At 56.7% G+C, this 21,615-nt stretch carries 21 protein-coding genes and 1 other annotated feature; of the genes, 14 read left to right on the top strand and 7 right to left on the bottom strand.

Annotated elements, in window-relative coordinates:
• Window positions 1-51: 51 nt before the first annotated feature.
• Genes yidC through rpmH form a run of 4 tightly spaced genes read right to left on the bottom strand, consistent with a single transcriptional unit; the run spans window position 52 to window position 2,435 of the window.
• A complete protein-coding gene (gene yidC, locus HCH49_RS21330; RefSeq protein ID WP_033144356.1) occupies window positions 52-1,695 on the bottom strand; it encodes a membrane protein insertase YidC in 1,644 nt (547 codons plus the stop codon).
• A gap of 2 nt (window positions 1,696-1,697) precedes the next feature.
• Window positions 1,698-1,955, bottom strand: a complete 258-nt coding sequence (yidD, locus tag HCH49_RS21325) for a membrane protein insertion efficiency factor YidD (RefSeq protein WP_001307474.1) — start codon at window positions 1,953-1,955, stop codon at window positions 1,698-1,700.
• Window positions 1,919-2,278 (bottom strand): ribonuclease P protein component, encoded by a 360-nt coding sequence (rnpA, locus tag HCH49_RS21320; protein ID WP_032640303.1) that lies wholly within the window; start codon window positions 2,276-2,278, stop codon window positions 1,919-1,921. The genes yidD and rnpA overlap by 37 nt, the downstream gene beginning before the upstream one ends.
• A gap of 16 nt (window positions 2,279-2,294) precedes the next feature.
• Window positions 2,295-2,435: a 50S ribosomal protein L34 gene (rpmH, locus tag HCH49_RS21315; RefSeq protein ID WP_000831330.1), complete on the bottom strand. Its 141-nt coding sequence runs from the start codon at window positions 2,433-2,435 to the stop codon at window positions 2,295-2,297.
• Between the two features lie 724 nt (window positions 2,436-3,159).
• On the opposite strand from rpmH, the gene dnaA reads away from it, so the two are divergent.
• Genes dnaA through gyrB form a run of 4 tightly spaced genes read left to right on the top strand, consistent with a single transcriptional unit; the run spans window position 3,160 to window position 9,172 of the window.
• Complete coding sequence (gene dnaA, locus HCH49_RS21310; protein ID WP_010426558.1) at window positions 3,160-4,554, top strand: chromosomal replication initiator protein DnaA; 1,395 nt, start codon at window positions 3,160-3,162, stop codon at window positions 4,552-4,554.
• 4 nt (window positions 4,555-4,558) lie between these two features.
• A complete protein-coding gene (gene dnaN, locus HCH49_RS21305; protein WP_023309804.1) occupies window positions 4,559-5,659 on the top strand; it encodes a DNA polymerase III subunit beta in 1,101 nt (366 codons plus the stop codon).
• On the top strand, window positions 5,659-6,732 hold the full coding sequence (gene recF / locus HCH49_RS21300) for a DNA replication/repair protein RecF (protein ID WP_023309805.1): 1,074 nt from the start codon (window positions 5,659-5,661) through the stop codon (window positions 6,730-6,732). The genes dnaN and recF overlap by 1 nt, the downstream gene beginning before the upstream one ends.
• A 28-nt stretch (window positions 6,733-6,760) precedes the next feature.
• A complete protein-coding gene (gyrB, locus tag HCH49_RS21295; protein ID WP_167819527.1) occupies window positions 6,761-9,172 on the top strand; it encodes a DNA topoisomerase (ATP-hydrolyzing) subunit B in 2,412 nt (803 codons plus the stop codon).
• A 34-nt stretch (window positions 9,173-9,206) separates the two neighbouring features.
• Here the strand turns inward: gyrB and HCH49_RS21290 are convergent, their stop codons facing one another.
• Window positions 9,207-10,142: a LysR family transcriptional regulator gene (locus HCH49_RS21290; protein ID WP_033144355.1), complete on the bottom strand. Its 936-nt coding sequence runs from the start codon at window positions 10,140-10,142 to the stop codon at window positions 9,207-9,209.
• A 110-nt stretch (window positions 10,143-10,252) separates the two neighbouring features.
• Here HCH49_RS21290 and HCH49_RS21285 point away from each other — a divergent pair, with 110 nt between their 5' ends.
• From HCH49_RS21285 to HCH49_RS21275, 3 genes are all read left to right on the top strand, one after another.
• Window positions 10,253-11,278 (top strand): NAD(P)-dependent alcohol dehydrogenase, encoded by a 1,026-nt coding sequence (locus tag HCH49_RS21285; protein WP_058842023.1) that lies wholly within the window; start codon window positions 10,253-10,255, stop codon window positions 11,276-11,278.
• 115 nt (window positions 11,279-11,393) lie between these two features.
• Window positions 11,394-12,206, top strand: a complete 813-nt coding sequence (yidA, locus tag HCH49_RS21280) for a sugar-phosphatase (RefSeq protein ID WP_033144353.1) — start codon at window positions 11,394-11,396, stop codon at window positions 12,204-12,206.
• A 50-nt stretch (window positions 12,207-12,256) separates the two neighbouring features.
• Complete coding sequence (locus HCH49_RS21275) at window positions 12,257-13,486, top strand: DUF3748 domain-containing protein (protein ID WP_221703322.1); 1,230 nt, start codon at window positions 12,257-12,259, stop codon at window positions 13,484-13,486.
• On the opposite strand, the gene HCH49_RS21270 is transcribed toward HCH49_RS21275, so the two are convergent.
• Window positions 13,483-13,815, bottom strand: coding sequence for a YceK/YidQ family lipoprotein (locus HCH49_RS21270; RefSeq protein ID WP_039260364.1), 333 nt, complete (start codon window positions 13,813-13,815; stop codon window positions 13,483-13,485). The genes HCH49_RS21275 and HCH49_RS21270 overlap by 4 nt on opposite strands.
• Window positions 13,816-14,063: 248 nt before the next feature.
• Window positions 14,064-14,135, top strand: a sequence feature (ROSE (Repression Of Heat Shock gene Expression) occurs in the 5'-region of heat shock genes and acts as an RNA thermometer to modulate expression.).
• On the opposite strand from HCH49_RS21270, the gene ibpA reads away from it, so the two are divergent.
• The 3 genes from ibpA to HCH49_RS21255 all read left to right on the top strand — a co-directional run bounded on the left by ibpA (window position 14,129) and on the right by HCH49_RS21255 (window position 16,931).
• On the top strand, window positions 14,129-14,539 hold the full coding sequence (ibpA, locus tag HCH49_RS21265; RefSeq protein WP_008500162.1) for a small heat shock chaperone IbpA: 411 nt from the start codon (window positions 14,129-14,131) through the stop codon (window positions 14,537-14,539). Its footprint overlaps the feature before it by 7 nt.
• Before the next feature lie 136 nt (window positions 14,540-14,675).
• Window positions 14,676-15,104: a small heat shock chaperone IbpB gene (gene ibpB, locus HCH49_RS21260; RefSeq protein ID WP_023309816.1), complete on the top strand. Its 429-nt coding sequence runs from the start codon at window positions 14,676-14,678 to the stop codon at window positions 15,102-15,104.
• Window positions 15,105-15,269: 165 nt separating this feature from the next.
• Entirely contained in the window at window positions 15,270-16,931 is a 1,662-nt protein-coding gene (locus HCH49_RS21255; RefSeq protein ID WP_039260365.1) for a putative transporter, read from the top strand.
• Here the strand turns inward: HCH49_RS21255 and HCH49_RS21250 are convergent.
• A complete protein-coding gene (locus HCH49_RS21250; protein ID WP_024907387.1) occupies window positions 16,899-17,645 on the bottom strand; it encodes a GntR family transcriptional regulator in 747 nt (248 codons plus the stop codon). The genes HCH49_RS21255 and HCH49_RS21250 overlap by 33 nt on opposite strands.
• A gap of 221 nt (window positions 17,646-17,866) precedes the next feature.
• Between HCH49_RS21250 and HCH49_RS21245 the strand changes: the two genes are divergently transcribed.
• From HCH49_RS21245 to HCH49_RS21230, 4 genes are all read left to right on the top strand, one after another.
• The gene (locus tag HCH49_RS21245) at window positions 17,867-19,489 is read left to right on the top strand and encodes an alpha-glucoside-specific PTS transporter subunit IIBC (RefSeq protein ID WP_033144347.1); all 1,623 of its coding nucleotides are present in this window, start codon (window positions 17,867-17,869) and stop codon (window positions 19,487-19,489) included.
• The gene (locus tag HCH49_RS21240; protein ID WP_221703321.1) at window positions 19,486-20,808 is read left to right on the top strand and encodes a 6-phospho-alpha-glucosidase; all 1,323 of its coding nucleotides are present in this window, start codon (window positions 19,486-19,488) and stop codon (window positions 20,806-20,808) included. The genes HCH49_RS21245 and HCH49_RS21240 overlap by 4 nt, the downstream gene beginning before the upstream one ends.
• Window positions 20,809-20,900: 92 nt before the next feature.
• Window positions 20,901-21,248 carry a YidH family protein gene (locus HCH49_RS21235; RefSeq protein ID WP_023309821.1) on the top strand — a complete coding sequence of 116 codons (348 nt, stop codon included), beginning with the start codon at window positions 20,901-20,903 and terminating at the stop codon, window positions 21,246-21,248.
• A complete protein-coding gene (locus tag HCH49_RS21230; protein WP_047059222.1) occupies window positions 21,238-21,585 on the top strand; it encodes a DUF202 domain-containing protein in 348 nt (115 codons plus the stop codon). Before HCH49_RS21235 ends, HCH49_RS21230 begins: the two co-directional genes overlap by 11 nt.
• Window positions 21,586-21,615 lie beyond the last annotated feature (30 nt).

Genomic DNA, 21,615 nt, shown 5'->3' with positions numbered 1-21,615 from the left:
ATAAAAAAGGCGGTCAATCGACCGCCCTTATTTTAGCGTTAACTTACCGAATCAGGACTTTTTCTTTTCGCGGCTATGCAGGCCACGTTTTTCCAGACCACGGTAAATCAGCTGCTGCTGGATGATGGTCACCAGGTTGCTGACGATATAGTACAGCACCAGACCTGACGGGAACCACAGGAAGAACACGGTGAAGATGACCGGCATAAAGGTCATGATCTTCTGCTGCATCGGGTCGGTCACGGTGGTCGGCGACATCTTCTGGATGAAGAACATCGTCACGCCCATCAGGATCGGCAGGATGTAGTACGGGTCCTGTGCGGACAGGTCATGGATCCACAGTGCGAACGGCGCGTGGCGCAGCTCAACGGAACCCATCAGCATGTAGTACAGCGCAAGGAAGATTGGCATCTGAATCAGCAGCGGGAAGCAACCACCCAGTGGGTTTACTTTCTCTGCTTTATACAGGGCCATCATTTCCTGGCTCTGACGCTGTTTGTCATCGCCCAGACGCTCACGCATCGCCGCGATTTTCGGCTGCAGCATACGCATCTTCGCCATGGAGGTGTACTGCGCTTTAGTCAGCGGGTACATGATGCCACGAACGATGAAGGTAATAACGATGATGGAGAAGCCCCAGTTACCCAGGAAGCTGTGGATGAACTTCAGCAGCTTAAACAGCGGCTGAGAGATGAACCACAACCAGCCGTAATCAACGGTCAGATCCAGGTGCGGCGCAACAGCGGCCATTTTGTCCTGAATTTCCGGGCCGACCCACAGGGTGCTTGCCATCTTACCGGTTTGACCCGGCTGAACCAGAACCGGCTGAGATTTGTAGCCGATGGCTGCAAGACCGTTGCCCAGGTTCGCGGTATAGAAGTTATTCGTACCGTCGTTGTTTGGGATCCAGGCCGTTGCGAAATACTGTTGCAGCATCGCAACCCAACCGCCTTTGGAACTAACGTTCAGGTTTTCGTTATCCGCAATGGTGTCGAATTTGTATTTCTCATACTTCGCGTCTGGCGTGGAGTACGCCGCGCCACGGAAGGTATGCAGCGCAAAGTTGCTGCTTCCGGTGTCACGGTGAGACGGCAGATTGATGGACTGCTTCAGCTGGCCAAAGGTCGACAGCTCCAGTGGTTTCGCACTGGCGTTCTGTACGCTGTAGCCCACGTTCACCGCATATTCACCGCGCTTCAGGGTGAAGGTTTTAGTGAAGGTGTTGCCTGCGGCGTCGGTGTACGTCATCGGGATCGCGAGTTCGTTCTGGCCATCAGCCAGCACAAAGGTGTCGCTCTCGACGTTATACAGTGGACGCGCACCGTTAGCCGGGTTATCCGGGCCATCACGACCGGTCAGGCCGCTCTGCGCCTGGTAGATAAACTCAGGCGTGGTTTCCAGTAACTGGAACGGTTCGTTAGACTTCAGCTCTTTCGGGTAGGTCAACAGCAGCGCCTGCTCAACATCACCACCACGGGTGTTGATTGTCAGCTCAAGCACATCGGTCTTAACCGTAATCTGTTTCCCCTGGCCACTGGCCGGTACGCCCTGGTCGGCGGCGCTACCCGCTGCGGTGGTCGTAGTCTGCGTGGTCTGCTGCTGGGGTTGAGGATTTTTATCCTGCTCCCATGCCTGCCAGATCATGAAAGACACGAACAACAAAGCGATGATAAGAAGATTGCGTTGCGAATCCATCGTTAGTGTTCTCTGGTATCAAAGGGTCCTGGGGGGACGGGGTCGTCTCCACCGGGGTGTAAAGGGTGGCATTTTAATACGCGTTTCACCGTCAACCAACTGCCTTTTATCACTCCAAACCTGCGCAATGCCTCAATTCCGTAGCTTGAGCATGTTGGTGTGAAACGGCAGTGCGGCCCGAGTAGCGGACTAATCAGGCGTTGATAGACCCGAATGAGGGCTATCAGGACCCGTGAGCCAGGCGACAGTGGCGGCGCCATAATTTTTCCAACGCTTCCGAGAGAGCACGGTTATCGAGGTCGGCAACCCCTTTTTTAGCCACCACCACGAAATCCATTGAAGGCAGTTCGTGCTGACGTAAACGGAAGCTTTCACGCGTCAGACGTTTAATCCGATTGCGTTCATGCGCACGCTTAACATTTTTCTTGGCGACTGTGAGACCGATGCGGGGATGCCCCAGCGAATTTTGGCGGCCGAGGATGGTGATTTGCGGCGTGCCAGCCCGTAGTGGCTGCTGGAAGACGAAAGTGAAATGAGCGGGAGTTAACAAACGTAACTCCCTGGGAAATGCTAGCTTAACCACTCAGGGGTTAGCTTTATTACTTGGAAACGGTCAGACGAGCGCGGCCTTTAGCACGACGACGTGCCAGAACCTGACGACCATTTTTAGTAGCCATACGAGCACGGAAGCCGTGAGAACGGTTGCGCTTCAGTACAGACGGTTGAAAAGTGCGTTTCATGGCGATTTCTACCTAAACTTGAATAAATTCACTGACTTTTGCGTATACCCGAACGAGTTTCGAACGACTAACGCCTCAGCGTGGGTGATTAAAGAGGCCGGATTGTAATAATTGTACACTCCGGAGTCAATTCTCTTTCCTTATTTCCCGCGTATTTCCGCACGTTTTCGCGTGGAAAATGAGCAACGGACGACGCAGGAAGATGAGCATCACGCGCCGGGTCGAGGATTATACGGCCTCGCCAACAAAGCGCAAGGATCGTCCCGGATCTTCGTTAGATCATTTAAGCAATAAATTGTCTGTGCTCATTAATTTTTCCAATATGCGGACTAAATCGTGGGGCACTGGCGCCAGGATCGTTTACACTTATCCGGTTCCGGATCTTCCTGTGGATAAATCGGGAAGAATCTGTGAGAAACAGAAGATCTCTGGCTCAGTTTAGGCTATGATCCGCGGTCCCGATCGGGATCCAGCGATCCTGGCCGGGTATGACACAAAATCGTTCACGCTGTATCAAGGCGGCAAAGGAGCGAGTCCTCTGGAGCGTACACAAGTACGTGACTGGGGCGAGCGAGTGCAGCCAACGCAGAGACGGCTTGAACGATGAAGTGTATAACCGCAGATAGCGGTTCGCACATCACCCTTTTGCACAGGGTCATGTCGATGTGCGCCAACAATCATGAATATTCAATAGTTTTCTTTTATTGTTCGAGTGGAGTCCGCCGTGTCACTTTCGCTTTGGCAGCAGTGTCTTGCCCGATTGCAGGATGAGTTACCAGCCACAGAATTCAGTATGTGGATCCGCCCATTGCAGGCGGAACTGAGCGATAACACGCTGGCTTTGTATGCGCCAAACCGTTTTGTGCTCGATTGGGTAAGGGACAAGTACCTTAATAACATTAATGGACTGCTGAACGATTTCTGCGGGTCAGATGCCCCGCAGCTGCGCTTTGAAGTGGGCACAAAGCCGGTCACCCAAACCGTCCGTGAAACCGTGAACGTAGCAGCGCCCGCTCAGGCCGCGCCTGCTCCGGCCCCTCGCGTCGCACCCGCTCGTCAGGGCTGGGATAATGTCCCTGCACCGGCTGAGCCAACCTACCGCTCTAACGTTAACGTGAAACACACGTTCGATAACTTCGTTGAAGGTAAGTCGAACCAGCTGGCGCGCGCGGCGGCTCGTCAGGTTGCTGATAATCCCGGTGGGGCCTACAACCCGCTGTTCCTTTACGGCGGCACGGGTCTGGGTAAAACGCACCTGCTGCATGCGGTGGGTAACGGCATTATGGCGCGCAAGCCCAATGCCAAAGTGGTGTATATGCACTCCGAGCGCTTCGTTCAGGACATGGTAAAAGCCCTGCAAAACAATGCGATCGAAGAGTTTAAACGCTACTATCGTTCCGTTGACGCGCTGCTCATCGATGACATCCAGTTCTTTGCGAATAAAGAACGATCGCAGGAAGAGTTTTTCCACACCTTCAATGCCCTGCTGGAAGGCAATCAGCAGATCATTTTGACCTCGGATCGTTATCCAAAAGAGATCAACGGCGTTGAAGATCGTCTGAAATCCCGCTTCGGCTGGGGCCTGACCGTGGCGATCGAGCCACCGGAGCTGGAAACCCGCGTCGCGATCCTGATGAAGAAAGCCGATGAAAACGACATTCGCCTGCCGGGCGAAGTGGCGTTCTTCATTGCCAAGCGTCTGCGCTCCAACGTGCGTGAGCTGGAAGGGGCGCTGAACCGCGTTATCGCCAATGCCAACTTTACCGGTCGTGCGATCACCATCGATTTTGTGCGTGAAGCGCTGCGCGATTTGCTGGCATTGCAGGAAAAACTGGTCACTATCGACAATATTCAAAAGACGGTGGCTGAGTACTACAAGATCAAAGTGGCAGATTTACTGTCTAAACGTCGTTCCCGCTCGGTGGCGCGTCCGCGTCAGATGGCGATGGCGCTGGCAAAGGAGTTAACCAACCACAGTCTGCCGGAAATCGGGGATGCGTTTGGTGGCCGTGACCATACGACCGTGCTGCACGCTTGTCGTAAGATTGAGCAGTTACGCGAAGAAAGCCACGACATAAAAGAAGATTTTTCCAATTTAATCAGAACATTATCATCGTGACGCTATGAAATTTACCGTTGAACGTGAACATTTATTAAAACCGCTGCAACAGGTGAGTGGCCCATTAGGTGGCCGCCCAACGCTGCCTATTCTCGGAAACCTGCTGCTTCAGGTCGCGGACGGTACGCTGTCGCTGACCGGTACAGATCTGGAAATGGAAATGATCGCGCGCGTTACGCTGACGCAGCCGCACGACGCGGGCGCGACCACGGTTCCGGCACGTAAATTCTTTGATATCTGCCGCGGGCTGCCGGAAGGCGCTGAAATCGCCGTGCAGCTGGAAGGCGACCGTATGCTGGTGCGCTCTGGCCGCAGCCGTTTCTCGCTCTCCACGCTGCCTGCTGCGGACTTCCCGAACCTGGACGACTGGCAGAGCGAAGTTGAATTCACCCTGCCGCAGGCGACGATGAAGCGTCTGATTGAAGCCACGCAGTTCTCCATGGCGCATCAGGACGTCCGTTACTACTTAAACGGCATGCTGTTCGAAACCGAAGGTGAAGAGCTGCGTACCGTAGCCACCGACGGCCACCGTCTGGCGGTCTGTTCTATGCCGATTGGCGACGCGCTGCCAAACCATTCGGTGATCGTGCCGCGTAAAGGGGTGATTGAGCTGATGCGTATGCTCGACGGCGGCGACACGCCGCTGCGCGTGCAGATCGGCAGCAACAACATCCGCGCACACGTGGGCGATTTTGTTTTCACTTCGAAGCTGGTTGACGGTCGTTTCCCGGATTATCGCCGCGTATTGCCGAAGAATCCGGACAAAACGCTGGAAGCGGGCTGCGATAGCCTCAAGCAGGCCTTTGCCCGTGCAGCCATTCTCTCCAACGAGAAATTCCGCGGCGTGCGCCTGTACGTGAGTGAAAACCAGATCAAAATCACCGCTAACAACCCGGAGCAGGAAGAGGCAGAAGAGATTCTGGACGTCACCTACGCCGGAACCGAGATGGAAATCGGCTTTAACGTCAGCTACGTACTGGATGTGCTGAATGCGCTGAAATGCGAAAACGTGCGCATTCTGCTGACCGACTCCGTTTCAAGCGTACAGATTGAAGATGCCGCATCACAGTCGGCTGCCTATGTTGTTATGCCAATGAGACTGTAATGTCGCTCACCCGTCTGTTGATCCGCGACTTTCGCAATATTGAAAGCGCGGATCTCGCTTTATCCCCTGGCTTTAACTTCCTGGTTGGCGCAAACGGCAGCGGCAAAACCAGCGTGCTTGAGGCCATCTATACGCTCGGCCACGGTCGGGCGTTTCGCAGTTTGCAGATTGGTCGCGTCATTCGCCACGAGCAGGAATCCTTTGTTCTGCACGGGCGTTTGCAGGGGGCGGAGCGGGAAACCGCTATCGGCCTGACCAAAGACAAGCAGGGCGACAGCAAGGTGCGCATCGACGGCACCGACGGCCATAAAGTGGCGGAGCTGGCGCTGCTGATGCCAATGCAGCTGATTACGCCGGAGGGGTTTACTTTACTCAACGGCGGCCCCAAATACAGAAGAGCGTTCCTCGACTGGGGATGCTTTCACAACGAAGCCGGTTTCTTTAACGCCTGGAGCAACCTGAAGCGTCTGCTCAAGCAGCGTAACGCTGCACTGCGCCAGGTTACCCGTTACGCCCAGCTGCGTCCGTGGGACATGGAGTTAATCCCTCTCGCGGAACAAATCAGCAACTGGCGTGCCGAATACAGCGCAGGTATCGCCGAAGACATGGCCGACACCTGCAAACAGTTTTTACCCGAGTTCTCTCTCACCTTCTCTTTCCAGCGCGGCTGGGAGAAAGAGACGGATTATGCCGAGGTGTTAGAGAGAAGCTTCGAGCGCGACCGCATGTTGACCTATACCGCGCACGGCCCGCACAAGGCGGATTTCCGCATTCGTGCCGACGGTGCACCGGTGGAAGACACGCTGTCGCGCGGGCAGCTCAAGCTCCTGATGTGTGCGCTGCGCCTGGCACAGGGAGAGTTTCTCACACGCGAGAGCGGAAGACGCTGCCTGTACCTGATAGATGATTTTGCCTCGGAACTTGACGACGCGCGGCGCGGGCTGCTTGCCAGCCGCTTAAAAGCCACTCAGTCGCAGGTTTTCGTCAGCGCCATTAGCGCTGAACACGTTATAGACATGTCGGACGAAAATTCGAAGATGTTTACCGTGGAAAAGGGTAAAATAACGGATTAACCCAAGTTGAAATGAGCGAGAAACGTTGATGTCGAATTCTTATGACTCCTCCAGTATCAAAGTCCTGAAAGGGCTGGATGCGGTGCGTAAGCGCCCGGGTATGTATATCGGCGACACGGATGACGGCACCGGTCTGCACCACATGGTATTCGAGGTGGTAGATAACGCTATCGACGAAGCGCTCGCGGGTCACTGTAAAGACATCGTGGTCACCATCCATGCGGACAACTCCGTCTCCGTCACCGATGATGGTCGTGGCATCCCAACCGGTATTCACCCGGAAGAGGGCGTCTCTGCCGCGGAAGTGATCATGACCGTGCTGCACGCAGGCGGTAAGTTTGACGATAACTCCTATAAAGTTTCCGGCGGCCTGCACGGCGTAGGCGTCTCCGTGGTTAACGCCCTGTCGCAGAAGCTGGAGCTGGTTATCCAGCGAGAAGGCAAAATTCACCGTCAGCTCTATACGCACGGCGTGCCGCAGGCACCGCTGGCCGTTACCGGCGATACCGACAAAACCGGTACCATGGTGCGTTTCTGGCCGAGCCATGAAACCTTCACCAACGTCACCGAATTCGAGTACGACATCCTGGCGAAACGCCTGCGCGAACTGTCGTTCCTGAACTCCGGCGTCTCTATCCGCCTTAAAGACAAGCGTGACGGTAAAGAAGACCACTTCCATTACGAAGGTGGTATCAAAGCGTTCGTTGAGTATCTGAACAAGAACAAAACGCCTATTCACCCGAATATCTTCTATTTCTCCACCGAAAAAGACGGTATCGGCGTGGAAGTGGCGCTGCAGTGGAACGACGGTTTCCAGGAAAACATCTACTGCTTCACCAACAACATTCCACAGCGTGACGGCGGTACGCACCTTGCAGGCTTCCGTGCGGCGATGACCCGTACCCTGAACGCCTACATGGACAAAGAAGGCTACAGCAAGAAAGCAAAAGTCAGCGCCACCGGTGACGATGCCCGTGAAGGCCTGATTGCCGTTGTCTCCGTGAAGGTGCCGGATCCGAAGTTCTCCTCACAGACCAAAGACAAGCTGGTCTCTTCCGAGGTGAAATCGGCGGTTGAACAGCAGATGAACGAACTGCTGAGCGAATACCTGCTGGAAAACCCGTCCGACGCGAAAATCGTTGTGGGTAAAATTATCGATGCGGCGCGTGCCCGTGAAGCGGCGCGTAAAGCCCGTGAAATGACCCGTCGTAAAGGCGCGCTGGACTTAGCAGGCCTGCCGGGCAAACTGGCTGACTGCCAGGAACGTGACCCGGCGCTGTCCGAACTGTACCTCGTGGAAGGGGACTCCGCGGGCGGTTCTGCGAAGCAGGGCCGTAACCGTAAGAACCAGGCTATCCTGCCGCTGAAGGGTAAAATCCTCAACGTTGAGAAGGCCCGTTTCGACAAGATGCTCTCTTCTCAGGAAGTGGCGACGCTCATTACCGCGCTGGGCTGCGGCATCGGCCGTGATGAGTACAACCCGGACAAACTGCGCTATCACAGCATCATCATCATGACCGATGCGGACGTCGACGGCTCGCACATTCGTACGCTGCTGTTGACCTTCTTCTATCGTCAGATGCCTGAAATCGTTGAGCGTGGTCACGTCTACATTGCACAGCCGCCGCTGTACAAGGTGAAGAAAGGCAAGCAGGAACAGTACATTAAAGACGACGAAGCGATGGATCAGTACCAAATCGCGATCGCCCTTGATGGCGCAACCCTGCACGCGAACTCGCACGCCCCTGCACTGGCCGGCGAGCCGCTGGAGCGTCTGGTGTCCGAGTTCAACGCCACGCAGAAAATGATTACGCGTATGGAACGCCGCTATCCGAAAACGCTTCTGAAGGAGCTGGTTTATCAGCCAACCCTGACCGAAGCCGATCTGAGCGACGAGCAGACCGTGACCCGCTGGGTGAATGCCCTGGTGACCGATCTCAACGAGAAAGAGCAGCACGGCAGCATGTGGAAATGCGATATCCAGCAGAACGCCGATAAGCAGTTCGAGCCTATTATTCGCGTGCGTACCCACGGCGTTGACACCGACTATCCGCTGGAGCACGAGTTTGTGACCGGTCCGGAATACCGTCGTATCTGCACGCTCGGCGAGACGCTGCGCGGCCTGATCGAAGACGATGCGTTCATCGAGCGTGGCGAACGTCGTCAGCCGGTAACCAGCTTCGAGCAGGCGCTGGACTGGCTGGTGAAAGAGTCTCGTCGTGGTCTTGCGATCCAGCGCTATAAAGGTCTGGGCGAAATGAACCCGGACCAGCTGTGGGAAACCACCATGGATCCGGAAAGCCGCCGCATGCTGCGCGTCACCGTTAAAGACGCGATTGCTGCGGACCAGCTGTTCACGACCCTGATGGGCGATGCTGTTGAACCACGTCGTGCCTTCATCGAAGAGAACGCCCTGAAAGCGGCAAATATCGATATTTAATCGTCGTTATACCGCACGATAACTGGCCGCGCTTTTAGCGCGGCTTTTTTATGGGCGCTGGAAGGTCCAGTGACATCGCTGCCGGTAAACGGCTCGCCAGCGTATCTATCGCTATTCTTACCCTCAGCGGCAGATGCGGCGTCTGCTGCCACACCGCATGAACGTTGAAATGCACATCCGGTGCCTGCTTCAGGAGCGGGACGAGTTTACCCTGGTGAATATCTTTGACGACCATCCAGCAGGGCAGCCATGCAATGCCGTGTCCGGCCAGCGCGGCGTCGCAGATCGCCTGCAAATCATCCATATTGAGCGACGATCGGGGTGTAAAGGTGTGCGACGTTCCTTCGTTATCCATCAGCTGCCAGGACAACACTCTGCCTGCGCTCAAATAGTTAATGGCCGTATGCTGGGATAAATCATTAACGCTTTGTGGCTGGCCTTTCTTCAGCAGATACTCCGGCGCGGCGCACAGCACCATGCGGTGTTCTCCCAGCTTTCTGGCGACCAGCACGCTGCTGTCCTGAAGCGTGCCGTTACGCACCGCCATATCAAACCCCTCCTCAACCAGATCCACCACGCGGTCGCTGAATGACATTTCCAGTTCAAGCCCGGGGTGTTCCTGCGCCAGCGCTATCAGCAAGGGGGCGACGCACTGGCGACCAAACAGCACCGGCATGGAAACGCGCAGGCGGCCGCTGACCTGCTGTTTCCCCGTTTCAAGCAGCGATTCCGCACCCCGAATCTCCTCCAGCGCGCGCAGACAGCGTTCATAAAAAAGGGCGCCGTTATCGGTCAGACTCTGGCTGCGGGTGGTGCGCTGAAAAAGACGTACCCCAAGCCGCTGTTCGAGGCGAGCGATGCTTTTTCCGACCGCCGAACGTGACAAATGCAGGCGAATCGCGGCCTGCGCGAAACTTCCCGCCTCAACGGCGGCCACGAAAACAGGAATATCCTTCAGCGTATCGGTCATGGATTGTATCTGTTATGGCGTCAATAAAGAGAAAACTTATCGCCACTGGCGACCTTTAGTCAACGGTAGACTGTCAGGACTAAAGCTTATCTGATGGCAGGAGAAATAAAATGACAGAGACAATGCAACGCTGGTCCATGGATGCCCTCGGGCGCGAGAACCTCAAGTTGACTCAGGCGCCCGTTCCACAGCCAGGCCCGGGTGAAGTGCGCGTAAGGGTGAATGCCGTTGCGCTCAACTATCGCGATAAAATGGTTGTTGAAGGCACAATGCCGATCCCGCTTTCCTTCCCGTTTACCCCGGCGTCTGACATGGCGGGCGTGGTGGACAGCATTGGTGAAGGCGTTACGCGTTTCCAGCCCGGCGCGCGCGTCATCTCAACCTTCTTCCCGGAGTGGATCGACGGTAAGCCGCAGGCGGACGCGCGCAATCTGCCCTATAAAACGTCCGGTGGATACTTCCAGGGCATGCTGTCCGAGTATGTGATTGTGAAGGAAGACGCGCTGGTGGCCTCTCCGGAGACCCTGGATGACGCCGAGGCCAGCACCTTACCCTGCGCAGGGCTTACCGCCTGGTTTGCGCTGGTGGAACGCGGCCAGCTGCGCGCCGGGCAATCGGTGCTGGTGCAGGGCACGGGCGGCGTGGCGATATTCGCCCTTCAGATTGCAAAAGCGCACGGCGCGGAGGTGTTTGTCACCTCGGGGAGCGATGAGAAACTGGCGCTGGCCAAAACGCTGGGGGCCAGCCACGGCATCAACCGGCTGAAAGGCGACTGGGCTGAAAATACGCTGGCGCTCACGCAGGATCGCGGTATCGACCATATTATTGAAACCGTCGGTGGAGAGAATCTGAAGCATTCCCTGCGCGCCGTTGCCGTTCACGGACGTATCTCCGTCATTGGCGTGCTGGCCGGGACGGAGATTACCCTCTCTGCTGGCGAACTTTTGCTGAAATCCCCCGTCATTCAGGGGATTGGCGTGGGGCACCGCCGGGCGCTGGAAGATTTTGTCCGCGCTGTTGACGTCACGGGGCTGAAGCCGGTGATTGAGCATCGCTACCGTTTTAACGAGCTTGAACAGGCGTTTGAACATCTGGATCGCGGCGCGTTCGGTAAAATTGTGCTCACCCGCGAGTAAGCCTTTGTTCCCCGGAATAAGCGTAAAAGGGGCATTCCTGTTGCGCAATATAGCTCTATTTTTGTGTGCTTAATCGCGTTAGCATGAGGCAGCACTCATTTATTCCGGGGAACTCATGGCTATCAAACTCATTGCAATCGACATGGACGGCACGCTGCTGCTGCCAGACCACACCATCTCTCCAGCCGTTAAAAACGCGATCGCCGCGGCGCGCGCTAAGGGCGTGAATGTGGTCCTGACCACGGGGCGTCCGTATGCGGGTGTACACAGCTACCTGAAAGAGCTGCACATGAATCAGCCGGGCGACTACTGCATCACCTATAACGGCGCGCTGGTGCAGAAAGCCGCAGATGGCAGTACGGTTGCGCAAACCGCGCTGAGCTACGATGACTATCTGTTCCTGGAAAAACTGTCCCGTGAAGTGGGTTCCCACTTCCACGCGCTCGATCGCAATACGCTCTATACCGCCAACCGCGATATCAGCTACTACACGGTACATGAATCCTACGTTGCGACCATTCCGCTGGTGTTCTGTGAAGCGGAGAAAATGGACCCGGCGACGCAGTTCCTGAAAGTGATGATGATCGACGAGCCGGAGATCCTGGATAAAGCGATTGCGCGCATTCCGGCGGAGGTAAAAGAGAAGTACACCGTGCTGAAAAGTGCACCGTACTTCCTCGAAATCCTCGATAAACGCGTCAATAAAGGCACCGGTGTCAAATCACTGGCCGATGCGCTGGGCATTAAACAGGACGAGATCATGGCGCTGGGCGACCAGGAAAATGACATCGCGATGATTGAATTCGCCGGTATGGGCGTGGCGATGGATAACGCGATCCCATCGGTGAAAGAAGTGGCTAACTTCGTGACCAAATCCAACCTCGAAGACGGCGTGGCTTATGCCATCGAGAAGTTTGTGCTGAACTAAAAACCCGCTTGCGATACCCTGATGCGATAACTGCGCATCAGGGTATCCTCATGAAACAAATCACCTTCGCTTCCCGCAACCACCAGCTGACCAACATCAATACCTGGACGCCGGACAGCCAGTGGCTGGTCTACGACGTGCGCCCGTCCGGTGCGTCGTTCACCGGTGAAACCATCGAGCGGGTCAATGTCGCGACGGGTGAGGTAGAGGTGGTTTATCGCGCCACTGACGGCGCGCATGTCGGCGTGGTGACCGTTCATCCTGCAGAAGATAAATATGTCTTTATCCACGGCCCGAAAAACCCGGATGCCGACTGGCGCTACGATTTTCATCATCGCCAGGGAGTGATTGCGCAAAACGGTCAGGTGAGCAACCTGGACGCGATGGATATCACCGCGCCTTACACCGCAGGCGCGCTGCGCGGGGGTAGCCACGTCCATGTCTTCAGCCCGAACGGGCAGCTCGTCAGCTTTACCTATAACGACCATGTCCTGCACGAGCGCGATCCTAAACTCGATTTACGCAACGTCGGCGTGGCTGCGCCTTACGGCCCGGTGAACCCGCAGGGGAACCATCCCCGTGAATATTCGGGAACCTTCTGGAGCGTGCTGGTTAGCCGCACGACGCCTAACCCACGGCCGGGCAGCGATGAAATCAACCGCGCTTACGAAGAGGGTTGGGTGGGCAACGACAGGCTGGCGTTTATCGGCGATACCCTCTCCGCGCAGGGCGAAAAAGTCCCCGAACTGTTTATCGTCGACCTGCCGAAAGACGAGCAGGGCTGGAAGCGTGCGGGCGATGCGCCGCTACAGGGCACGACGGAGACCCTGCCAGCGCCGCCTGCGGGTGTGAACCAGCGTCGTTTGACCTTTACGCATCAGAGGGCGTACCCGGGCCTGGTGAACGTGCCGCGTCACTGGGTTCGCAGCAACCCGCAGGGGACGCAGATTGCGTTTCTGATGCGGGATGATAACGGCATTGTGCAGCTGTGGCTGATCTCTCCTGCGGGCGGCGAGCCGCGCCAGTTGACGCGTACCGGGAGCGATATTCAGTCAGCATTTAACTGGCATCCTGCGGGCGGCAGTCTGGGGTTTGTGCTCGAAAATCGGATCGCCTGCTGCGACGCCCTGACTGGAGAGGTGACGTTTTTGACGTCCGATCATGGCAACCCACCGTCTGCTGATGCGGTCGTGTTTTCCCCGGACGGGCGCGTTATTGCGTGGATGGAGGAGACAGCCGGTTTCCGTCAGCTTTGGGTAACGGAAACCGCGCAGTACTAGCGTGGAGGCATGTCAGCGGGCGGAATGACGGCGTTTGTTGCCAGATTTTCCTGCTCGCTTTTCTCTACCCGCGAGCGTACGGAGTTGTCCTTACGAAACATATCCCACGGCAGCAGAAGCGTATCCGCCACGGCCGTAAACGGCATATCCAGGATAACCAGGGATTTGGTGCCCCAGTTTGTATCGTCATCGGAGAGCATCGCCGCGCTGGCGCGCGTCCCCGGATATGTTCCTTCTTTACCGCCGGTGTGAGACATCACGCTCGAACACCCGCAAAGTAAAACTACCCCGCTGAACGTCGTCAGCTTTATCAGAACATTTTTCATCATCACTCAGTCATCGTTAATGGCACTGCATAGACCTGCAACTCAGGGTTATAGCGAGCCTTATCCAAAATGGATAGCCCGATAACCCCGCACTGTGGCAGCCATCGCAATTTAACCCTTTGTGCTGTTGTCCCAGTCTAAGCGAGATGCAGGAAAGTGCAAAAAAAAGTGCAGCTGTCGTTCTTGAAAAGCCCGATTGCAGACCCATTTTAAGAATGTGGCCCGATAACGAACTCGCCTGATGGGTGTTCGGGGGCGCAAAGGCCTGTCCATGGTGGAAGGCTACAATTTCTCGCTGATTTCAGGAGTTTTATTTATGCGTAACTTCGATCTTTCTCCGCTATACCGTTCTGCAATTGGTTTTGACCGCCTGTTTAACCATTTAGAAAATAACCAAAGCCAGAGCAACGGCTACCCTCCATACAATGTTGAGCTGGTTGACGAAAATCACTACCGCATCGCTATTGCCGTCGCCGGTTTTGCAGAAAACGAACTGGAGATCACCGCGCAGGACAACCTGCTGGTGGTGAAAGGTTCCCATACGGCCGAGCAGAAAGAACGTACCTATCTTTATCAGGGCATCGCCGAGCGCAACTTTGAACGCAAGTTCCAGTTAGCCGAGAACATTCATGTTAAAGGCGCGAACCTGGTTAACGGCCTGCTGTTTATCGAACTGGAACGTGTGATTCCGGAAGAGAAAAAACCGCGTCGTATCGAAATTAACTAATTACGCGGGTCGCGTAAGCGGCCCATCCAGACTTGCTTGCCGTAACGGGAGCATATGCGAATCCATCAGGATTTGCAGGAACAACTGCGCACAAAATTAGACTGTGCCGAACTCGCTTCTCAGAAGGAGATTTAGTATGCGTAACTATGATTTATCCCCTCTGCTGCGTCAGTGGATTGGTTTTGACAAACTGGCTAACGCCCTGCAAAGCACCACCGAGCAACAGACGTTTCCGCCGTACAACATCGAAAAAAGCGACGATAACCACTATCGCATTACCCTTGCGCTGGCCGGTTTCCGCCAGGACGATCTGGACATCCAGCTTGAAGGCACTCGCCTGACCGTGAAGGGGTCACCGGAAAAACAAGAGACCGAGACCAAATGGCTGCATCAGGGGCTGGTTAATCAGCCTTTTAGCCTGAGCTTTACCCTGGCAGACCATATGGAAGTGTCCGGCGCAACGTTTACCAACGGGCTGCTGCATATCGACCTGATCCGCAACGTGCCGGAAGCCATCGCGCCGCAGCGTATCGCCATTAGCGAGCGGCCTGCGTTGAATAGCTAATAGCGTGCGGGCTGATGCCATCACCCCGGCCCTCTCCTGTAGGGAGAGGGTGACAAGATAAAGCCCTGCCCCGGCAGGGCTTTTTTGTGCGCCATCACCCATACAACCGCCTCCGGCTCTGAGAGAATCCTTAGCATAACTAAGGTTATGCTAAGGAAGTGGGTCATGAGTGATATCGCGTTAACCGTCAGCGTGTTGGCCCTGGTCGCTGTTGTTGGCCTGTGGATAGGTAATATCAAAATCCGTGGCGTCGGGTTTGGGATAGGCGGGGTACTGTTTGGCGGCATTTTTGTCGGGCACTTCGCCGACAAGCTCGGGCTGGTCCTCAGCGCCGAAATGCTCCACTTTACCCAGGAGTTCGGCCTGATCCTCTTCGTTTATACCATCGGTATTCAGGTGGGACCGGGCTTTTTCGCCTCACTTCGGGTCTCCGGATTACGGCTCAACCTGTTTGCCCTCGGCATTGTGGTGATGGGCGGGCTGGTCACCGCAATTCTGCACAAAATCTTCGATATCCCGCTCCCCGTGGTGCTGGGCATTTTCTCCGGGGCGGTTACCAACACGCCTGCGCTCGGCGCCGGGCAGCAAATCCTGCGCGATTTGGGTATCGAACCCGGCATCGTCGACCAGATGGGGATGAGCTACGCCATGGCCTACCCGTTTGGGATTTGCGGCATTCTGCTTTCCATGTGGCTGGTACGCGTCCTGTTTCGCATTAACGTCGACAAAGAGGCGAAGGACCACGAAACCACGCTCACCAACGGCCATATGCCGATCAAAACCATCAACATTCGGGTCGATAACCCCAACCTGAACAATATGGCGATTCAGGACGTGCCGATCCTCAACAGCGCCAATATCATCTGCTCCCGCCTCAAGCGTGACGATATGCTGATGGTGCCCGCGCCCGGCACCGTCATTCGGCAGGGCGATCTGCTGCACCTGGTCGGGCAGCCCGGGGATTTAAACAACGCGCGGCTGGTGATTGGCCAGGAAGTGGATACTTCACTCTCAACCCGCGGCACCGATATGCGCGTGGAACGCGTTGTGGTGACTAACGAACACGTTCTTGGCAAGAAAATACGCGATCTGCAGGTAAAAGAGCGCTATGACGTGGTGATCTCTCGCCTTAACCGTGCGGGTGTTGAACTGGTCGCCAGCCCGGAGGCCAGCCTGCAGTTCGGGGATATCCTCAACCTGGTCGGGCGCCCGTCGTCCATCGACGCCGTGGCGGATATGGTGGGTAACGCCCAGCAAAAACTGCAGCAGGTGCAGATGCTGCCGGTGTTTATCGGTATCGGGCTCGGCGTGCTGCTCGGTTCTATTCCTGTGTACGTGCCGGGCTTCCCGGTGGCGCTCAAGCTGGGCCTGGCGGGCGGGCCGCTGATTATGGCGCTGATCCTCGGGCGTATCGGCTGTATCGGCAAGCTCTACTGGTTTATGCCGCCGAGCGCCAACCTGGCGCTGCGCGAGCTGGGCATCGTGCTGTTCCTGGCGGTGGTCGGCCTGAAATCCGGCGGTGATTTTGTCGATACCCTGGTCAAGGGCGAAGGGATGAGCTGGGTAGGCTACGGCATCTTTATCACGGCGATCCCGCTGTTGACGGTGGGAATACTGGCGCGGATGTTCGCCAAAATGAACTACCTGACGCTGTGCGGGATGCTGGCGGGCTCCATGACCGATCCGCCCGCGCTGGCTTTTGCCAACAACCTGCACGCCACCAGCGGTGCGGCCGCGCTCTCCTATGCCACCGTCTATCCGCTGGTGATGTTCCTGCGCATCATCACCCCGCAGCTACTGGCGGTGCTGTTCTGGGGGATGAGCTAGCAGGTCATCCGGGTGGATGCGCCGCAGATGGTAGTCCACCTGGTAATCACTGGTATTTCGGAACATCACGGAATAATTGAGGAACTCGCCGCTGTCGCTGTAGGAGAGAGAGGTAATTCGCAGCAGCGGCGTCTGTTCCGGCAGGTTCATATAACCGGCCAGCGTTTTATCTGCCAGCACCGGCGTCAGGCTCTCGTAGTTGCCGCTGATGGTGATCCCGCACTCCTTCTCGATGTAATCAAACTTAGACCCCTCAAGATGCGCCAGCGACAGATTGCGGAACAGCTTCACCGGCATAAAGCTGTCCTCCAGCATCAGCGGCTTCCCGTCCACGTAGCGCACCCGTCGGGAAAAGTAGATCCGCTCATCCACCTGAATCCGCAGCTGGCTGGCGATGGCGGGCGGGGCGGGCATCACTTCAAACTGTAAGACCTTACTCTGCACCTCTTTTCCCTGCTGACGCAGCACCTCCACCAGCCCGGTCAGGTTGGTGGTTTCGTGGTGAACGTCTTTGCGTGAGACAAAGGTTCCGCTGCCGTGTCGACGCTCAACCAGCCCCCAGCTCACCAGCAGATCCAGCGCCTTGCGGATGGTCATTCGCGCCACGCCGAACTCCTGCGCCAGCGCTTTTTCGCCGGGCAGCGGGCTGCCGATGTTGTAGTCCGACGAATTCAGCCGCAGCCGCAATCTGTCAGCAATGGATTTGTAGATCACCAGTAGACCTCTCTGCCGTTATCAGGACGTGGATTGCGTTCTGACATGTCCATTTTTACCGCAAAAAGTAGACCTGATTGGTCAAAATAAAACCATGAATGCGATCACGAATCGCAGCGGCACGCCATGTTCGCGCATCAGTAACTTCTTATGCTCACCTCAGGCCAGCAAAAAACCATAAAGGCCTCTACCCCTACAGGTTGTTTCATGAGGATTTAAAAATGCTCAGTCAAATACAACGTTTTGGCGGTGCCATGTTTACCCCGGTGTTGCTGTTTCCGTTCGCCGGGATCGTGGTGGGAATCGCCATCATGCTTCGCAACCCGCTGTTTGTCGGCGAAGCCTTAACGGCCCCCGATCATCTTTTCGCGCAGATTGTTCACATCATTGAAGAGGGCGGCTGGGCGGTGTTTCGCAATATGCCGCTGATTTTTGCCGTTGGCTTACCGATTGGCCTGGCGAAGCAGGCGCAGGGCCGCGCCTGTCTTGCGGTGCTGATTAGCTTCCTGACCTGGAACTACTTTATTAACGCGATGGGGATGACCTGGGGCCACTTCTTCGGCGTCGACTTCTCCGCCGAACCGACGGCCGGAAGCGGGCTGGCGATGATTGCCGGTATCAAAACGCTCGATACCAGCATCATCGGTGCCATTGTGATCTCAGGCATCGTCACCGCCATCCACAACCGCTACTTCGACAAGCCGCTGCCGGTGTTTCTGGGGATTTTCCAGGGCAGCTCGTTTGTCGTTATCCTCGCGTTCTTCGTCATGATCCCCTGCGCCTGGCTGACGCTGCTGGGCTGGCCGAAAGTGCAGATGGGCATTGAGTCCCTGCAGGCGTTTCTGCGCTCCGCCGGTGCGCTGGGCGTGTGGGTGTATACCTTCCTGGAACGCATTCTGATCCCAACCGGATTGCACCACTTCGTCTACGGTCCGTTCATCTTCGGCCCGGCGGCGGTAGAAGGCGGCATTCAGGTCTACTGGGCACAGCACCTGCAGGAATTCAGCCAGAGCACCCTGCCGCTGAAAACCCTCTTCCCGGAAGGCGGATTCGCGCTGCACGGCAACTCAAAAGTGTTTGGCTCGGTCGGGATTGCGCTGGCGATCTGGTATACCGCGTCGCCGGAAAACCGCGTCAAGGTGGCGGGGCTGCTGGTCCCGGCCACGCTCACCGCCGTGCTGGTGGGCATCACTGAACCGCTTGAGTTCACCTTCCTGTTTATCTCGCCGCTGCTGTTTGCCGTGCACGCCGTGCTGGCGGCGACTATGGCAACGGTGATGTACGCCTTTGGCGTGGTCGGGAACATGGGCGGCGGCCTGCTGGACCAGTTCCTGCCGCAAAACTGGATCCCAATGTTCCACAACCACGCCTCGACGGTATTCACCCAGATCGGCATTGGCGTCTGCTTCACAGGGATTTACTTCGTGGTCTTCAAAACGCTGATCGAACGTCTGAACCTGAAAACCCCGGGCCGGGAAGAGAGCGAAATCAAACTCTACAGCAAGGCCGACTATAAGGCGGCGCGCGGGCAAACCACCGCCCCGGCGGCGGCCAGCCAGCAGGTAGGGCAGGCCGCCGGATTCCTGCAGGCGCTCGGCGGCGCGGCCAACATCGAAAGCATCAACAACTGCGCCACCCGCTTGCGCATTGCGCTGGTGGATATGGCGAAAACCCAAAGCGATGACGTCTTCAAAGCCCTCGGCGCCCACGGCGTGGTTCGACGCGGCAACGGCATTCAGGTGATTGTCGGCCTGCACGTTCCTCAGGTGCGCGACCAGCTGGAATCGCTGATGAAAACCCCTTTAACGAATGAACAAACCACCCTGACAGAGGCTATATCATGAAAAAATTCTCAGTTGTTATTGCAGGCGGCGGCAGCACCTTTACGCCTGGTATCGTCCTGATGCTGTTAGCCAACCGCGACCGTTTCCCGCTGCGCGCGCTGAAGTTCTATGACAACGACGGCGCACGTCAGGAAACCATCGCCGAAGCGTGCAAAATCATCCTCAGGGAGCAGGCACCGGAGATTGAATTCAGCTACACCACCGACCCTAAAGCGGCGTTTACCGATGTGGATTTTGTGATGGCGCATATCCGCGTGGGCAAATACCCGATGCGTGAAAAAGATGAAAAAATCCCGCTGCGCCACGGCGTGCTGGGCCAGGAAACCTGCGGGCCGGGCGGCATCTCCTACGGCATGCGCTCTATCGGCGGCGTGCTGGAGCTGGTGGATTATATGCAGCAGTACTCCCCGAACGCGTGGATGCTGAACTATTCCAACCCGGCGGCGATTGTCGCGGAAGCCACGCGCCGCCTGCGTCCGAACGCCAAAATCCTCAACATCTGCGATATGCCGATCGGCATTGAAGGGCGCATGGCGCAGATTGTCGGCCTGAATAACCGCAAAGAGATGCGCGTGCGCTACTACGGCCTGAACCACTTCGGCTGGTGGACGTCGATTGAAGATCTCAACGGCAACGATCTGATGCCGAAACTGCGCGAATACGTGGCGAAAAACGGCTATGTGCCGCCTTCGGAAGATGCGCATACCGAAGCGAGCTGGAACGATACCTTTGCCAAAGCCAGAGACGTACAGGCGCTGGATCCTGATACCATGCCGAACACCTACCTGAAGTATTATCTGTTCCCGGACTACGTGGTCGCGCACTCCAACCCGGAACGCACCCGCGCCAATGAGGTCATGGATCACCGTGAGAAGCACGTGTTCAGCGCCTGCCGGGCAATTATTGAAGCCGGTCACTCCGCCGCCGGTGAGCTGGAAATCGACGAACATGCGTCGTACATCGTCGATCTGGCGACGGCGATTGCCTTCAACACCCAGGAGCGGATGCTGCTGATTGTGCCTAACAACGGGGCCATCCATAACTTTGATGCCGACGCGATGGTGGAGATCCCGTGCCTGGTAGGCCATAACGGCCCAGAGCCGCTTACGGTGGGCGATATTCCACACTTCCAGAAAGGGCTGATGAGCCAGCAGGTGGCGGTGGAAAAACTGGTGGTGGATGCCTGGGAGCAGCGCTCGTACCAGAAACTCTGGCAGGCGATCACCCTGTCGAAAACCGTGCCGAGCGCGTCCGTCGCGAAAGCGATTCTGGATGACCTGATCGAGGCCAATAAGGACTTCTGGCCAGCGCTGCACTAATCGTCCTGACCGGCATCGCCCGATGCCGGTCTCCTTGTCCTTGTCGATTTACGCTATGCTGAAGCCTGCCCGTAGTACGACAAGGAACCCTCATGAAAATTTCCCGCCTCGGCGAAGCGCCGGACTACCGCTTCTCTCTGGCTAATGAACGCACTTTTTTAGCGTGGATCCGCACCGCGCTGGGCTTTCTGGCGGCAGGGGTGGGTCTCGATCAGCTCGCGCCCGATTTCGCCACGCCGCTGATTCGCGAAGTGCTGGCGCTGCTGCTGTGCCTGTTTGCGGGCGTGCTGGCGATTTACGGCTACCTGCGCTGGCTGCGCAATGAGAAGGCGATGCGTCTGAAGCAGGATCTGCCCTATACGCGCGGGCTGCTGATTATCAGCACGATTCTGCTGACGGTGGCGGGCGTGGTGATGGTGCTGGTGTTCTATGGCGGATAGCCGCAAAGCGCGGCGCGAGGCGGACCCCGGCCTGCAGCCGGAGCGGACGTCGCTGGCCTGGCTGCGCACGCTGCTGGGGTATGGCGCTTTGATTGCCCTGGCGATCAAGCACAACTGGCACCGCACCGGGGTGCCCTTCTGGATTTCTATTGTCGTGCTGGCGCTGGTGGCCATTATTTTATGGCGCTATACCCGCAGCCGTAACCTGATGGACGTGGCGCAGAACGATTTTGTACAGCCGAAAGCGGTGCGGGATAAGTTCCTGATCGCGCTCGCTGTTCTCTCGCTGTCGCTGCTGTTTGCGGTAACCCATATTCAGCAAATTTTGAGCCTGTAAGCCCGGTGGCGGCTACGCCTTACCGGGCCT

Origin of the sequence: Enterobacter sp. Y17, assembly GCF_019730495.1 — a bacterium.
GTDB lineage: Bacteria > Pseudomonadota > Gammaproteobacteria > Enterobacterales > Enterobacteriaceae > Enterobacter > Enterobacter asburiae_B.
This window is presented reverse-complemented; position numbering and strand designations above follow the sequence as displayed.

Excerpts from the sequence above, each read along its gene's own strand:
- yidC (WP_033144356.1), bottom strand. The coding sequence starts at position 1,695 with ATGGATTCGCAACGCAATCTTCTTATCATCGCTTTGTTGTTCGTGTCT.
- yidD (WP_001307474.1), bottom strand. The coding sequence starts at position 1,955 with ATGGCGCCGCCACTGTCGCCTGGCTCACGGGTCCTGATAGCCCTCATT.
- rpmH (WP_000831330.1), bottom strand. The coding sequence starts at position 2,435 with ATGAAACGCACTTTTCAACCGTCTGTACTGAAGCGCAACCGTTCTCAC.
- dnaN (WP_023309804.1), top strand. The coding sequence starts at position 4,559 with ATGAAATTTACCGTTGAACGTGAACATTTATTAAAACCGCTGCAACAG.
- recF (WP_023309805.1), top strand. The coding sequence starts at position 5,659 with ATGTCGCTCACCCGTCTGTTGATCCGCGACTTTCGCAATATTGAAAGC.
- gyrB (WP_167819527.1), top strand. The coding sequence starts at position 6,761 with ATGTCGAATTCTTATGACTCCTCCAGTATCAAAGTCCTGAAAGGGCTG.
- HCH49_RS21290 (WP_033144355.1), bottom strand. The coding sequence starts at position 10,142 with ATGACCGATACGCTGAAGGATATTCCTGTTTTCGTGGCCGCCGTTGAG.
- HCH49_RS21285 (WP_058842023.1), top strand. The coding sequence starts at position 10,253 with ATGACAGAGACAATGCAACGCTGGTCCATGGATGCCCTCGGGCGCGAG.
- yidA (WP_033144353.1), top strand. The coding sequence starts at position 11,394 with ATGGCTATCAAACTCATTGCAATCGACATGGACGGCACGCTGCTGCTG.
- HCH49_RS21275 (WP_221703322.1), top strand. The coding sequence starts at position 12,257 with ATGAAACAAATCACCTTCGCTTCCCGCAACCACCAGCTGACCAACATC.
- HCH49_RS21270 (WP_039260364.1), bottom strand. The coding sequence starts at position 13,815 with ATGATGAAAAATGTTCTGATAAAGCTGACGACGTTCAGCGGGGTAGTT.
- ibpA (WP_008500162.1), top strand. The coding sequence starts at position 14,129 with ATGCGTAACTTCGATCTTTCTCCGCTATACCGTTCTGCAATTGGTTTT.
- ibpB (WP_023309816.1), top strand. The coding sequence starts at position 14,676 with ATGCGTAACTATGATTTATCCCCTCTGCTGCGTCAGTGGATTGGTTTT.
- HCH49_RS21255 (WP_039260365.1), top strand. The coding sequence starts at position 15,270 with ATGAGTGATATCGCGTTAACCGTCAGCGTGTTGGCCCTGGTCGCTGTT.
- HCH49_RS21245 (WP_033144347.1), top strand. The coding sequence starts at position 17,867 with ATGCTCAGTCAAATACAACGTTTTGGCGGTGCCATGTTTACCCCGGTG.
- HCH49_RS21240 (WP_221703321.1), top strand. The coding sequence starts at position 19,486 with ATGAAAAAATTCTCAGTTGTTATTGCAGGCGGCGGCAGCACCTTTACG.
- HCH49_RS21235 (WP_023309821.1), top strand. The coding sequence starts at position 20,901 with ATGAAAATTTCCCGCCTCGGCGAAGCGCCGGACTACCGCTTCTCTCTG.
- HCH49_RS21230 (WP_047059222.1), top strand. The coding sequence starts at position 21,238 with ATGGCGGATAGCCGCAAAGCGCGGCGCGAGGCGGACCCCGGCCTGCAG.